The following is a 12,406-nucleotide window of genomic DNA, read 5'->3' on the forward strand; positions in this document are numbered from 1 at the left end:
ATAATGAGAATTGTAACGAATCAAGAGATGTATCAAGTAGATGATTATATGACGAATACAATTGGGATGAGTGAAGAGTCCCTTATGGAAAATGCCGGACAGGCTGCTGCAAACGCGCTGAGTGAGCGAATCGAAAAATATGAAAAAATAGGGCTGCTTATAGGAACGGGAAACAACGGAGGAGACGGCTTTGTTATTGCCCGTGCTTTGAAGTCAAAAGGCTATGAAGTTGACGTCTGGGTAGTTCCTGCACGGGAGAAAATAAAAGGCGCAGCTAAAAAAGCCATGATCATCTATGAAAATGCTGGATTCGCGTGGCAATCGGCGGGAGACAACTTCTCTGTGAAAAAGTATACGGTCCTTATTGATTGTTTATTAGGTATAGGCGTAAAAGGCAGCATCAAATCTCCTTATGATAACATTATAAAAAAAATAAACGACTCTAAGGCTTACATATACAGCATTGATGTCCCAAGTGGAGTAATGGAACAGAAGCAAGAGCTTACGGTACATGCAGATGCTACGATTACGCTTCAGCAGCCAAAGATCACGGCATTTACATACCCGAGTAAAGAAAGCTATGGTGAATTGATTGTAGTAGATATCGGTATCCCACCGCTAGCAATTGAAAAAAGCTCACCTCTTAAAGAGGTATGGTCAACTCAGCATATTAAGAAATCTTTTCCCATTCGGAATGCTTCGTCCAATAAAGGTACACATGGAAAAGGAATCATAATAGGAGGTTCACTTCAAACACCCGGAGCGCCGATGCTAACGTCAAAAGCAGCACTCACAAGCGGAGCAGGGCTTTTAACGCTTGCGCTTCCGAATGATATTCATGCGATTGCAGCTGCTCACATGTTAGAAGTGATGTATAAGCCATGCCCAAGCAAAGATGGCTTTTTTGCAGGCGAGATTCCTTTAGAAGAAGCAAAGTACGATGCAATTGCAGTTGGACCAGGGCTTGGGAGAACGGAAGAAACGAAGAAAGTTGTCGAACAAGTACTTCAACAGCCCGTTTCTGTTGTAATCGACGCAGATGCTCTTTTTCATCTGCCGGATTTGATGAAAGAAGTAAAAGAAAGAGAACACGCAACGGTTTTAACACCTCATCCCGGAGAAATGGCTAGACTCGTGGATACAACAATCGCAGAAGTAGAAGCAAATCGATTTTCGATATCTAGCCAATACGCAGTGGAAAATGGTGTGTATCTTGTATTAAAAGGCCCAAACACGATCGTTACAACGCCGGATGGAAAACAATACGTAAATACCACTGGAAACGCAGGACTCGCAAAAGGTGGAACGGGTGACACGTTAACCGGAATCATCCTCGCTTTTATTATGCAGCATGATTCTCTTCAAGAAGCAATCAGCAATGCGGTATATGTTCATGGAAAAGCAGCGGATGTGCTGCTCGATCAGGGGCATACAATGATAGATATGTTAGCAAGTGACGTTATTTCTGCACTTCCGGCAGTCTTCGGGCAGCTGAATGAGAAGTGATTTCTTCTGGATTATTAAAATTTGTTGACAAAATCCTTCAAAAAGTTGTCAAAACTCTGTGTAAATGATAACGTTATTTTACGTAAGATTTTACATAGAAAGAAAGTGATGTTGTGTACTACTCAATGAGACCAAGAGGCATTCATTTAGCTGTGCCTACACTTTTCTTCCTTATTACAGTCGTGTTATTTGCGATGATGCAGTTTGGTTTTTATTTGGATTCCAGCATTCTTCGTAAAATTTGGGTCATCATTATGGCTTTATTGCCCATTGCTGGACTAATCACGGCTATTAAAGGTAGAAGAGGAAGCGCAAAGCCGTGGTTAATTATAGGGAACGTGATTCTTATTTTAACCGTTACAATAATGAGCGTACAGGCTATTATTTATTAAACAAAAAAACGTGTTCGCCAAACAGGCGGACACGTTTTTATTAGGAAGAAGAAAAGAGCTGTTTCGCTTATTCTTGCATCGCGGCATTTATTCCTTCTTTTCTAACTTCTAGCATATGAGTAGCTTTTTTATCAATACCTTTAGCTGTATCGGAAGAAATGACGCCTACGCTGCTTAAGTCATAGGCAAGACTTGTAACAAGCAGCTGTTCTCTTTGTGCGAGTGTGCCGTATGTAAGTGCAGCGGTTTTAGCTTGAATGCCACTCATATTTAATTCATCAGTAGAAGAAGCTGCTTCTTTTTTTGCGGCTATTGCTTCTTGATAAAGAGAATCATATCCTCCAAACCCTACTTGGGCAATTAGAAAGTTATAAATGTCATCGGCCGATTTTTTCGAAGGCTGAGAAAAAGCTCTTTGAAATTTATTGCGCGGTAAAAAGTTTAGTGCCGCCTGTCTTCCGTCTTCATAAATTTTTTCTTGTATTTCTTTAGTAGCTTTTTCGTCATTTTTTTTCTGTGCTGCATCTAGCTGTTTGCGATATTTTTGAATAATGACTCCGTCCTGCTGATTGTTTCCCTCTTTGAAAGTAGCTGCGGCTTGTGGAACATCTGACGTTGCTAGCGTCTCAGCGGCGTTCTCTGAAGAAGAAAAGAACGTATTTTTGACAAAAATAAGTGCAAAGATCAGCAAAATAAACCATAAAAACCTAAATTTCTTAAACAAAACGTTCACCTCTGTATAATATTTCTAATTATGTAAAACAACATCGATCAGTATACAACAATTTTAGTGTCTTTTTACACATTTACCCAAAAATAAGAAAATAGTAAGAGGTGGTTTTATTAATCTAATAGATATATAGGTTCATTGTTATAGTTCGAAAGAAACCATTGATCTATTTGTACTGATTTACATAGTCGAATATGTTTTTGCTAATAAGGCTTAAAGTGACAAGAATAAAAAGCGTTCGGACGTACGTCACGCCTTTTGATAAAGCGACGTTTGATCCAACGAAAGAACCCACGATCATCGCAAACCCCATAATTAATCCGTAAGAAAATACAACAGAATCAAAATACAAAAATACAAGCAAAGCACCTAAATTACTGCCGAAATTTAAAAATTTTGCGCTGCCTGCTGACTGCAGGAAATCAAATCCCATAAATAAAAAAGCAAATAAAATAAATGAACCTGTGCCTGCTCCTAAAAATCCATCGTAAAAGCCAATGATAAAAATAAGTGCAGTAAAGAAAATAAGTTTCTTAATAGACAGCGGCTTATACGTGGACGTGGTGCCCCAGTTTTTTTTGAAGATTGTATAAATAGCAACTAAAACAAGGAGAATCAAAATAACAGGTTTCAAAAAAGCAGAGGATAGAAAATGAACGGTGATTGAACCTCCCAAAGAGCCAATAAATACAAAAGGAAACCATTTACCCACAACGCGAAAATCGACTTTTCCGGATTTGACAAATCGAATGGTACTCGTTAATACGCCCATCGTTCCAGCTAATTTATTTGTAGCTAAGGCAGCAGCGGGCGGCAGGCCTAAAAATAAAAGAGCGGGTGTAGAAATTAAACCGCCTCCGCCCACTACGGAGTCAATGAATGCAGCTAAAAAACCAAAGAGTAAAAGCAAAAGAACAATCTGTAAACTTAATTCTTCCATAAAGCACCTTCCTCATGTCATAATATATATATAGTGACTACTTAAATAGTAACTATATAAAAAGCAGTTGTAAATATGTAAATGATGAAAATTTCAAATAACTTAAAAAACAGGGAGGTTTCCTTTATGGAAAATATTATTCAGCAGCTGCAGTCGCTTGGATTTAATCAGTATGAATCAAAAGTATACGTGACGCTTGTCAAAAAAGGATCTTCCACTGCTTATAGCATTAGTAAACATTCAGGTGTGCCAAGAGCGCGTGTATACGATATTTTACAAACACTAGAGGAAAAAGGCATGGTGTTAAAAGAAGAGAGTAATGATGGCACCCAGTACACGTCGCTACCCGTCGATGCTTTTTTGCATTCGCTGCAGAAAAAATGGAACGAAACGTATGAAGACGTTAGCGAAACGCTTAAACGTCTTGAAGCTGCAGAGTCTATAGAAGAAAGCCGGGTTATGACGATGAAAGGAGAAACAGCCATTCTTGCTTTTTGTGAGTCGCTGCTGCTAAAAGCAAAAAATAAAATTGTCATCTCGCTTTGGCCTGATATTTATAATGAGTTGAAGCCTCTTTTATTACAGCTAAGGAAGAGTGTCACACTAAAAGGAATTGTGTTTGAACAAGATGAAGCGATGGAGGAATTTGACCGGCACCGCCATACAAGCTATACCGAAAATATTGGGAATCAAAACTGGTTTATTATATCTGTTGACAGCAGTGAAATGATTTATGGTCATAAAGAAATGGCTTACTATACCAATAACGGAGTTAACATTAATTTACTTGAAAACTATATTTGGCATGATATCCTCGTTAACAGACTTGTAGAAAAAAGTGATCGAGAAATAGACAGGTGGATCGAAAGGGAAAGAGAAAGCTTTTTTGCGTAGAAAAGAGACTTAGACATAACGAAATCACTTCCATCGAAAGACGAACAAACGGGATAAATGATCTAGTATGAATGGCTTGTTACATCGCAGTTAATTTCCGTGCAAGGCTTCGCTTTCCGCGGGCGGACGATGAGCCTCCTCGTCGCTTACGCGCCTGTGGGGTCTCATCTGTTCCGCTTTTCCCGCAGGAGTCTGCGCCTTGCCCTCCAATTAACTGCTGGAAGCAGCCACCATGCATGAAAGCTACGTTCACTTTACCAACAGAAAAATCCGAACAAAGTTGATGCTCCATTAAGAGTCTCAAGCCCTCGTTCGGATCTTCCTTCAATCAAAATATTTTTGTTACAGCCTCTTTATATTAAAAGGTTTGGGCAAGTTTTTTTGCTTCTGCTATTCCTTTTTCTTTAATTTCCTGAGCTTTATCTGGCATTGCGTTATGCCCTTCGACAAAAATGCCGTCTAACGAAGGGACTCCAAAGAAATTCATCATAATTCCAATATAGCGATGCCCCATTTCCATATCAGCTGCAGGACCTTCAGAATAAATGCCTCCGCGCGCTTGAATATGAAGCGCTTTTTTATCCGTTAATAGTCCAACCGGACCTTCGGCCGTGTATTTAAATGACTTACCTGCTACGGCTACAGAGTCTAAATAAGCTTTCATAACCGGTGGAAACGAAAAGTTCCACATAGGAGTTACAAAAACATATTTGTCCGCTCCTACAAACTGTTCGCTCAATTCTGCAAGGCGATTGACCTTTTCCTGTTCATGAGAAGAGAGTTCCGAGCCAGACTGAAGTTTGCCCCAGCCGCTAAATACATCTGCATCAATATGAGGGATATTTTCTTTATAAAGGTCAATATGTACAACTTCGTCACTTGAATTGTGCTCTTTGTAAGCATCGATAAATGCTTTTCCAGTTGCCATACTGAATGATTGAGACTCATCGTGAGGATGAGCTGTAATATAAAGTACTTTTGCCACGTCTTATCATCTCTTTCTTGTTTGAAATAATGTACTGTCTTATCGTTATCACTCCCATAAAAAACTATACGCGCTTTGTCAGGTAAGCTAAAAAAGAGCGCAAGAAATGGACGTCTATATAGAAAATAATGGTATAATAAATGTTTGAATATTTACATAACAAGTATGTGTAACAGAAAGTAGATAAGAGGTGTCGAGATGAAAGAAAAATGGGTAATCGTCACGGGTGCAGGTGCTGGAATTGGAAAAGAAATTGTAAAAGAATGTGTGTCGAAGTGCTATTCAGTTATTGCTTGTGATAGTAATGAAGGAGCTTTGAAACAGCTAGCTGAAGATACAAAGGGCCATATTGAAACGTATGTAGTAGATGTTAAAGAAGGGAAGGGCGTAAGAAATCTTTTCTATCAAATAAAAGATAAAAATTTATATGGATTAGTTAATAATGCAGGCGTGTATTTAGGGAAAAATTTATTGGATTATGAAGAAAAGGAAATAGATTTTGTGATGGACATTAATATTAAAGGATATATTTATTTCTCCAAATACTTTGGCGAATTATTAATGGAAAAGGAAACAGAAGGAGCAATTATTAATATATCGTCCGTATCAGGAATGGAAGGAAGCTCCGATGCTATATATGGAATGTCTAAAGCAGCGATATTAGGATTAACCAAAAGCTGTGCAATGAATTTTTCTCCTTATATCCGTGTGAATGCCGTAGCACCTACAATGGTAAATACCGATATGATGAAAAATATTCCAGAGTGGCGCAAAAATGAATACATCGATCATCAGCTGATTCCAAGCTTTGTTACGCCTCAAGACGTGGCAGATACCGTTCTTTTTTTACTGAGTCCTCAAGCAAAACATTATACAGGAGCTACCTTTGATTTAAATAGCGGATGTTATTTACGATAAATTATCTTTTAAACGAGTAATCGAGGCTGGACAAAAATATTTTAGTTAAGGATAAATTCGAATGATCAATCGGTATTATTGACTGACCATTCGGATTTTTTACTGTTATTATAAACGTTGGTTTCACCGCTTCTAGCTGTTGATTGGAGGGCAAGGTAGAAGACTCCTGCGGGAAAAGCGGAACAGATGAGACCCCACAGGCGCGTAAGCGACGAGGAGGCTCATCGGCCGGCCGCGGAAAGCGAAGTCTTGCACGGAAATCAACAGAGGTGTCAAGAGCAATCCATATGAGTTTATTAATCCAATTTGCTCGTCTTTAGATTGGGTTAATTCCGTTATGTCCCATCCTCCTTTTTGTTTTCTTAAGAATTCTTAAGAAATTTACTTAACGTTTCTTTAGATTTTTTTTCTATTCTAGAAAGAAAGAGTAGAAAGAAGGAATAGAAAATGAATTTAGCTTTTATGTATCAATATTTTCACCAGCCGCGAACGGTAGGAGCGCTTTTGCCAAGCTCTACGCACTTAGCGAAAAAAATGGTGAAAGGGATTGATTTTGAACATGCAGCCTGTATAGTAGAGTACGGGCCAGGAACCGGAGTTTTTACCCGTGAATTAATAAGAAGACGAAGCGCTTGTACAACTTTGCTTCTTATCGAATACAATCGGCATTTTTACGAAAAAGTAAAGGAACAAGTAAGAGATGAAAAAAATGTGTATGTGATACACGGCTCGGCTGAACATGTTCAAAAGTACTTGATACAGTATGATATTTCAAAAGTAGATTACGTACTATCAGGTCTTCCTTTTGCTTCTTTAGCAGCTGAGGTGTCAGATTGTATTTTGCAAAACACGCGAAGCGTATTAGCTGATGAAGGGAAATTTATTACGTTTCAGTATACGAATTTAAAAAAAGAGTTGATCCGCACGTTTTTCCCCCACATTAAAGTTGAAAAAGAGTGGAGAAACGTGCCTCCCGCATACATTTTTTCATGCGAAAAGAATGAGGTATAAGGAGTTTGTAAATGAAAGACAGAATTTTAATTATAGATGACGATGAGCAAATTCGTAATTTAATTGCTATTTACTTAGAAAATGAAGGATTTGAAACGCTGAAAGTTTCTAATGCTGTATCTGGATTAGCGCTTTTAGAGGAACAAGAAGTAGATTTAATTATATTAGATATCATGATGCCGCAGATGAATGGAATCGACGCAGCTTTTAAAATACGTGAAGAAAAAAACATGCCCATTATTATGCTTTCGGCGAAGTCAGAAGATATGGACAAAATTTCTGGTCTAACAGCAGGCGCAGATGATTACTTAACAAAACCATTTAACCCACTCGAACTCATCGCACGAGTCAAATCACAAATTAGACGCTATAAAAAATACAATGAACGCGCTGAGCGTGACGTTATTCAAATTGGCGATTTGGAAATTAACCGCAGCACCCGCCTTGTATTTGTGCGCGGCCAAGAGATTCGTTTAACGCCAAAAGAGTTTGATATTTTAGAGCTGCTGGCACGCAACAAAGGAACAGTGATGAGCATGGGGAAAATATATGAAGCCGTGTGGCAAGAAGACGCGTTTAAATCGGATAATAATGTAATGGTCCATATCACAAAAATTCGTGAAAAAATTGAGGATAATCCGAAAAAGCCCATTTATATTAAAACCATATGGGGCGTAGGATACAGGATATGAGAAGAATAAGTGTAAAGCTTCTTTTTGCTATCATTATAAGTTTTTTGGCTACCAATTTAATTTTTATTTTAATTGCTAGGCTTGTTTTGAGCAGGTATATACAAGAAGAGAAAATGAATGTCCCTGCATATAATGTATTAGCGTTTGGACTTTTCTTTATCGCCGTTGTGGTCTTTGTTTTTGTTTTCTTAGCACTTATTCGTTCCCATATTCGTTATCTGAAAGAAATCTCTAAACAAGTTCAAAAAATCTCAAATGGAGATTTAGGCGCAACCATCCAGGTACGAGGAAAAGATGAACTGGCTGAATTAAGTCAAAACATTAACAAAATGTCTGCGCAGCTTCGTACAAAATTTGATCGTGAACGAGAGCTGGAGCAAGCAAAAAATCAGCTAATATCCAGTGTATCTCACGATTTGCGTACGCCGTTAACATCCATCGTTGGGTACCTAGATTTAATCAAAAAAAGAGAAAGTATGGATGATGAAACATTAGATAGCTACTTATATATTGTTGATTCAAAAGCAAATTATTTAACGGATTTAATAGATGAGTTGTTTGACTATACAAAATTAACGAGTCCGGATTTTCAGCTTCAGAGAAATGAAATTGACATGAAACGTTTGCTTCAACAGGTAATAGGAGAGTACGAGCCGATGTTAACAAGAGAAGGCATTGACGTTCAGACTAACTTTGCTTGTGAATGGCATGCATTTATTGATGTAGAAAAAATGGTAAGAGTCTTTCAAAACTTGCTCGAAAATGCCAAGAAGTACAGCGAAAAGCCTTCCGTATTAGAGGTGAATCAGGAAATTGATGAGGATTCGTTGGTAATTTCCTTTAGTAACAGCATTAACATCAGTGAAAAACTTGAGGTGGAAAAGTTATTTGATCGATTTTATCGAGGTGATGAATCAAGAACGAACGTAAATGGTTCAGGTTTAGGGCTGGCTATTGCAAAACAAATTATTCAGCTGCATCAAGGAGAGATACGAGCAGAGCGTCAGCATAATAAGCTCACTTTTTCGATAAAGCTGCCGCCTAACACAAGAAAGCCTTAAGAATCACTTGTAAAGATTCTTAAGGCTTTTTGCGACTATTTTAATGCCGTATTCAAATTCTGCAAGCGTCGCATAAGAAAAGGATATTCTGATATGCTGTGACGTTTCATGGTCATACAATGCGCCTGGATTTAAAAGAACTCCTTCGTCGAGACAGTGCTTAAATAATTTCCGCATCGAAACAGGCTTATGCAGCGTCAGCCAAAAATAAAAACCTCCGCTCGGAGTATTCCACGCAGCAAGACTTTTTAAATACTTCTCTAAAATAGCCTGCGTTTGCTGAGATTTTTCTTTTAATTTATAGCGTACGCTGGCAACGTGCTTGTCATAAATTCCGGTTTTTAGAGCTTCAGCAGCGGCCCATTGAGATAAGGAACTGGCTCCGTAGTCAACTTGCATTTTAAGGTCGGCCAATCGCTCAATTACATGTTCAGGCCCTACAATCCATCCAATTCGAAATCCCGGACTAAATGTTTTAGAGAACGTTCCTAAATAAAGAACCACTCCATTTTTATCTCGAGCTTTTAATGAAAGTGGAGGCGGTGAATGGAACCAAAGCTCTCCGTAAGCATCATCTTCAATAATCGGCAAATGCATTCTTTCACACTGGCGAAGCAGCTCTTGGCGCCTTTGTTCACTCATCGTTACATTGGTAGGGTTATGAAAGTTCGGTATTGTATATAAAGCTGTGCCTTTTTCTTTTTCGTGCTGGTCTTTTAATGAAGTTAAATGCATTCCTTCTTCGTCTAATGAAACGCCCGTTAGTTTCATTTGTGCGGACTGAAATAACGGTAGAGAATAAAGATAAGAAGGCTTTTCAGCTAATATATTGGCACCTGGAGGCAGCAGGCCGATTGAAATTAACTGAAGGGCTTGAAGTGAACCGGATACAATTAAAATAGATGAAGGAGACGTTTCAATGCCGCGTTTTTTTACATGCTTCACTAACTCTTGTCGGAGCTCATCATTTCCTCTTGGGTGCTCGTAGCCCAAGTGTACGCTTCTATGGTTAGTTCCGCTAAATAGTTCCGCAAGATGATGGGAAGGAAGCAGGTCAGGTGCTAACTCTCCAGTTCCTAAACGAATAATGCCCGGTTGAAATTCAGCTTCGTTAATATGGCGGATAGTCGGAGAATTTGGTTGGTATATTCCCGCTTCTACATACGAATTCCAGTTCATGTGAGAACCTGATGCTAGTAAGCTCCACGTATTGTTGATGACCTTGGTGCCGCCTCCTTTGTTTCCGCTGAGCAGTCCTTCAGCAATTAAGTTTTCGGTTGCCGTCACCACCGTGCTTCTATTTACAGAAAAGCTAGCAGCTAAATGGCGCTGAGAAGGAATTTTCGTTCCAATAGGCCACTCTCCATTTATGATTTTCTCTTTCATATACTCTTGAATTTGTTTGTGCATTGGCTTTTTATCAGCCGGATTTGGAGTCCAGTTCATGTGAGACCACCTTTTTATAATTTGGTTGGTATTATAAATCAAAATTTGGATGGAGACAACAAGGGATGTCAATTGTAGGATAAAAGAGAAAGGAGAGAACAACATGTTTACAGTGGTTATACATGCTTTATTGTTAGCATTCGGTTTGATTTTACCTTTAGGAGTACAAAATGTGTTTGTTTTTAACCAAGGAGCAAATCAACGAACCATCAAACAGGCGCTTCCTGTAGTGGTAACGGCTTCTGTTTGTGATACGATTTTAATTCTAGTAGCAGTGCTGGGAGTTTCAGCAGTAGCCGCTACTTTTTCATTTTTTCAAGCGCTTATTTTTGGAATAGGTTTTCTTTTTTTAGCGTATATGGGCTTTGTGACGTGGAAGAGCGAACCTTCAAAAACGTCAGTAAAGGAAGGGATGACGGTGAAAGCACAAATTTTATTTGCTGCTTCTGTATCTCTGCTAAATCCTCACGCGCTGATGGATATTATGGGTGTAATCGGAACAAATTCTCTACTGTACAGCGGAAAAGAAAAATGGATTTTTACGCTCGTTACGATATGCGTTTCATGGATATGGTTTTTATCCTTAGCTTTTGCCGGAAAAGCGGTAGGAAAAATGGATTCAAATGGGAAAATAATGATTTGGGTCAATAAGGCTTCTGCATGTATGATTTGGGGAGTAGCTCTTTACATGGCAAAAAGTATGTTTTTTCAGTGAAATAGGCGCTAAAAGAAAAGTTATATAATAGAAAGCGAGGGGTAAAGATGATTCAAGGAATTAATCATATATGCTTTTCTGTGTCAAATTTAGAACGGTCCATCATATTTTATCAAAAAGTGTTAGGGGCGGAACTTTTAGTAAAAGGAAAGTCCACCGCTTACTTTAGTCTAAATGGAATGTGGCTCGCGTTAAACGAAGAAAAAGATATTCCTAGATCAGAAATTCAGTATTCGTATACTCATTTAGCATTTTCTATTTCCATTGAAAGTTTTGACCAAGCAAAAGAGCTGTTAAAACAGCATAATGTAAATATCTTACCTGGAAGAAATCGTGACGAGAGAGACAAAAAATCTATTTATTTTACGGATCCTGACGGTCATAAATTTGAATTTCATACTGGTACGCTCCAAGACCGTTTAGCGTATTACCAAGAAGAAAAGCCTCATATGACATTTTATTCGCCAAAAGAGTAGTACTAAAATAGTTATATAAGGTTACAGTTTTATTACATTCGCATTCCTCGCTCAGTTATCATTAAATAAACGATTCTGTTGTGATATAATGGAAAAAAAGTGAGGAGGAGGAAGAATGTATACCGCAAAACAGGTGAAGTTTGGTTCGCATATTGTGATAGGCGTACTTTTCGGCATCCTAGCTGCAATGTTAATCGGCACTTTTTATCAAAATGTACCAGGTGTATTACCGTACGGGATGATTAGCGGACTTGCAGTAGGACTCATAGCAGATACATATTATACAATTAAAACAAAAATAAAGGTTATCTAATATAGTGTAGTACTATTCTCAGGAGAAATAAAAGATTCCTTTTGAAAATAGTACTATTTTTGTGAGAAAAACAGTTAATTTCTATTTTAGAAAAACAAGTTAACGCGCTAAAAAAATTGTGAATTTACTATTTTGAATCAGCAATAGGGGATTGAAATATCGAATTAACTCTAAGTATAGAATTATATATTAAAGTAACTAACCGTTTTCTAAACAGTGAAACGGTTTTTACTTAGTTTCGTTGCGCGTCAGATAAAAGGTCTAATAATTAAGCAATTGTTCGTAAAACTGAGGATAAGAGATTTTTTAAAGCTGCTACTAACAGAT

Annotated in this window: 16 protein-coding genes; 11 read left to right on the forward strand and 5 right to left on the reverse strand. The window is 38.1% G+C overall.

Annotated elements, in window-relative coordinates:
* The first annotated feature begins 3 nt into the window (after window positions 1-3).
* On the forward strand, window positions 4-1,506 hold the full coding sequence (locus tag NST66_RS09410; protein ID WP_099330902.1) for an NAD(P)H-hydrate dehydratase: 1,503 nt from the start codon (window positions 4-6) through the stop codon (window positions 1,504-1,506).
* 113 nt (window positions 1,507-1,619) lie between these two features.
* On the forward strand, window positions 1,620-1,898 hold the full coding sequence (locus NST66_RS09415; protein ID WP_223260155.1) for a hypothetical protein: 279 nt from the start codon (window positions 1,620-1,622) through the stop codon (window positions 1,896-1,898).
* A 67-nt stretch (window positions 1,899-1,965) separates the two neighbouring features.
* On the opposite strand, the gene NST66_RS09420 is transcribed toward NST66_RS09415, so the two are convergent.
* Both NST66_RS09420 and NST66_RS09425 read right to left on the reverse strand, forming a co-directional pair.
* Entirely contained in the window at window positions 1,966-2,631 is a 666-nt protein-coding gene (locus tag NST66_RS09420) for a hypothetical protein (RefSeq protein WP_223260154.1), read from the reverse strand.
* 163 nt (window positions 2,632-2,794) lie between these two features.
* On the reverse strand, window positions 2,795-3,568 hold the full coding sequence (locus NST66_RS09425; RefSeq protein WP_013056888.1) for a sulfite exporter TauE/SafE family protein: 774 nt from the start codon (window positions 3,566-3,568) through the stop codon (window positions 2,795-2,797).
* 126 nt (window positions 3,569-3,694) lie between these two features.
* Between NST66_RS09425 and NST66_RS09430 the strand changes: the two genes are divergently transcribed.
* Complete coding sequence (locus NST66_RS09430) at window positions 3,695-4,462, forward strand: TrmB family transcriptional regulator (RefSeq protein ID WP_155008146.1); 768 nt, start codon at window positions 3,695-3,697, stop codon at window positions 4,460-4,462.
* 79 nt (window positions 4,463-4,541) lie between these two features.
* On the opposite strand, the gene NST66_RS09435 is transcribed toward NST66_RS09430, so the two are convergent.
* Together NST66_RS09435 and NST66_RS09440 are read right to left on the reverse strand one after the other, a co-directional pair.
* Complete coding sequence (locus NST66_RS09435) at window positions 4,542-4,754, reverse strand: hypothetical protein (protein WP_034265776.1); 213 nt, start codon at window positions 4,752-4,754, stop codon at window positions 4,542-4,544.
* Between the two features lie 66 nt (window positions 4,755-4,820).
* Window positions 4,821-5,447: an FMN-dependent NADH-azoreductase gene (locus NST66_RS09440; RefSeq protein WP_028413489.1), complete on the reverse strand. Its 627-nt coding sequence runs from the start codon at window positions 5,445-5,447 to the stop codon at window positions 4,821-4,823.
* A gap of 198 nt (window positions 5,448-5,645) precedes the next feature.
* Between NST66_RS09440 and NST66_RS09445 the strand changes: the two genes are divergently transcribed.
* The 5 genes from NST66_RS09445 to NST66_RS09465 all read left to right on the forward strand — a co-directional run bounded on the left by NST66_RS09445 (window position 5,646) and on the right by NST66_RS09465 (window position 9,129).
* Window positions 5,646-6,365, forward strand: coding sequence for an SDR family NAD(P)-dependent oxidoreductase (locus tag NST66_RS09445; protein WP_155008145.1), 720 nt, complete (start codon window positions 5,646-5,648; stop codon window positions 6,363-6,365).
* 143 nt (window positions 6,366-6,508) lie between these two features.
* Entirely contained in the window at window positions 6,509-6,685 is a 177-nt protein-coding gene (locus tag NST66_RS09450) for a hypothetical protein (protein ID WP_223546567.1), read from the forward strand.
* A 127-nt stretch (window positions 6,686-6,812) separates the two neighbouring features.
* Window positions 6,813-7,376 (forward strand): class I SAM-dependent methyltransferase, encoded by a 564-nt coding sequence (locus NST66_RS09455; protein ID WP_033578874.1) that lies wholly within the window; start codon window positions 6,813-6,815, stop codon window positions 7,374-7,376.
* Between the two features lie 11 nt (window positions 7,377-7,387).
* The gene (locus NST66_RS09460; protein WP_099330907.1) at window positions 7,388-8,068 is read left to right on the forward strand and encodes a response regulator transcription factor; all 681 of its coding nucleotides are present in this window, start codon (window positions 7,388-7,390) and stop codon (window positions 8,066-8,068) included.
* Complete coding sequence (locus NST66_RS09465) at window positions 8,065-9,129, forward strand: HAMP domain-containing sensor histidine kinase (RefSeq protein ID WP_235918754.1); 1,065 nt, start codon at window positions 8,065-8,067, stop codon at window positions 9,127-9,129. Before NST66_RS09460 ends, NST66_RS09465 begins: the two co-directional genes overlap by 4 nt.
* A gap of 3 nt (window positions 9,130-9,132) precedes the next feature.
* On the opposite strand, the gene NST66_RS09470 is transcribed toward NST66_RS09465, so the two are convergent.
* Window positions 9,133-10,575, reverse strand: a complete 1,443-nt coding sequence (locus NST66_RS09470; RefSeq protein ID WP_033578877.1) for an aminotransferase-like domain-containing protein — start codon at window positions 10,573-10,575, stop codon at window positions 9,133-9,135.
* A 103-nt stretch (window positions 10,576-10,678) separates the two neighbouring features.
* Here NST66_RS09470 and NST66_RS09475 point away from each other — a divergent pair, with 103 nt between their 5' ends.
* The 3 genes from NST66_RS09475 to NST66_RS09485 all read left to right on the forward strand — a co-directional run bounded on the left by NST66_RS09475 (window position 10,679) and on the right by NST66_RS09485 (window position 12,079).
* Window positions 10,679-11,290: a LysE/ArgO family amino acid transporter gene (locus NST66_RS09475; protein WP_033578878.1), complete on the forward strand. Its 612-nt coding sequence runs from the start codon at window positions 10,679-10,681 to the stop codon at window positions 11,288-11,290.
* Between the two features lie 47 nt (window positions 11,291-11,337).
* On the forward strand, window positions 11,338-11,766 hold the full coding sequence (gene fosB / locus NST66_RS09480; protein WP_033578879.1) for a FosB/FosD family fosfomycin resistance bacillithiol transferase: 429 nt from the start codon (window positions 11,338-11,340) through the stop codon (window positions 11,764-11,766).
* Window positions 11,767-11,881: 115 nt separating this feature from the next.
* Entirely contained in the window at window positions 11,882-12,079 is a 198-nt protein-coding gene (locus tag NST66_RS09485; protein WP_016763981.1) for a hypothetical protein, read from the forward strand.
* The last annotated feature ends 327 nt before the right edge of the window (window positions 12,080-12,406 follow it).

This window comes from Priestia sp. FSL W8-0524 (assembly GCF_038005965.1).
Classification (GTDB): Bacteria; Bacillota; Bacilli; order Bacillales; family Bacillaceae_H; genus Priestia; species Priestia zanthoxyli.

Bases quoted from the DNA above. Each gene is read 5' to 3' on its own strand.
- NST66_RS09485 (WP_016763981.1), top strand. From the start codon at position 11,882: ATGTATACCGCAAAACAGGTGAAGTTTGGTTCGCATATTGTGATAGGC.
- NST66_RS09445 (WP_155008145.1), top strand. From the start codon at position 5,646: ATGAAAGAAAAATGGGTAATCGTCACGGGTGCAGGTGCTGGAATTGGA.
- fosB (WP_033578879.1), top strand. From the start codon at position 11,338: ATGATTCAAGGAATTAATCATATATGCTTTTCTGTGTCAAATTTAGAA.
- NST66_RS09475 (WP_033578878.1), top strand. From the start codon at position 10,679: ATGTTTACAGTGGTTATACATGCTTTATTGTTAGCATTCGGTTTGATT.
- NST66_RS09460 (WP_099330907.1), top strand. From the start codon at position 7,388: ATGAAAGACAGAATTTTAATTATAGATGACGATGAGCAAATTCGTAAT.
- NST66_RS09465 (WP_235918754.1), top strand. From the start codon at position 8,065: ATGAGAAGAATAAGTGTAAAGCTTCTTTTTGCTATCATTATAAGTTTT.
- NST66_RS09435 (WP_034265776.1), bottom strand. From the start codon at position 4,754: ATGGAGCATCAACTTTGTTCGGATTTTTCTGTTGGTAAAGTGAACGTA.
- NST66_RS09430 (WP_155008146.1), top strand. From the start codon at position 3,695: ATGGAAAATATTATTCAGCAGCTGCAGTCGCTTGGATTTAATCAGTAT.
- NST66_RS09470 (WP_033578877.1), bottom strand. From the start codon at position 10,575: ATGAACTGGACTCCAAATCCGGCTGATAAAAAGCCAATGCACAAACAA.
- NST66_RS09455 (WP_033578874.1), top strand. From the start codon at position 6,813: ATGAATTTAGCTTTTATGTATCAATATTTTCACCAGCCGCGAACGGTA.
- NST66_RS09410 (WP_099330902.1), top strand. From the start codon at position 4: ATGAGAATTGTAACGAATCAAGAGATGTATCAAGTAGATGATTATATG.
- NST66_RS09425 (WP_013056888.1), bottom strand. From the start codon at position 3,568: ATGGAAGAATTAAGTTTACAGATTGTTCTTTTGCTTTTACTCTTTGGT.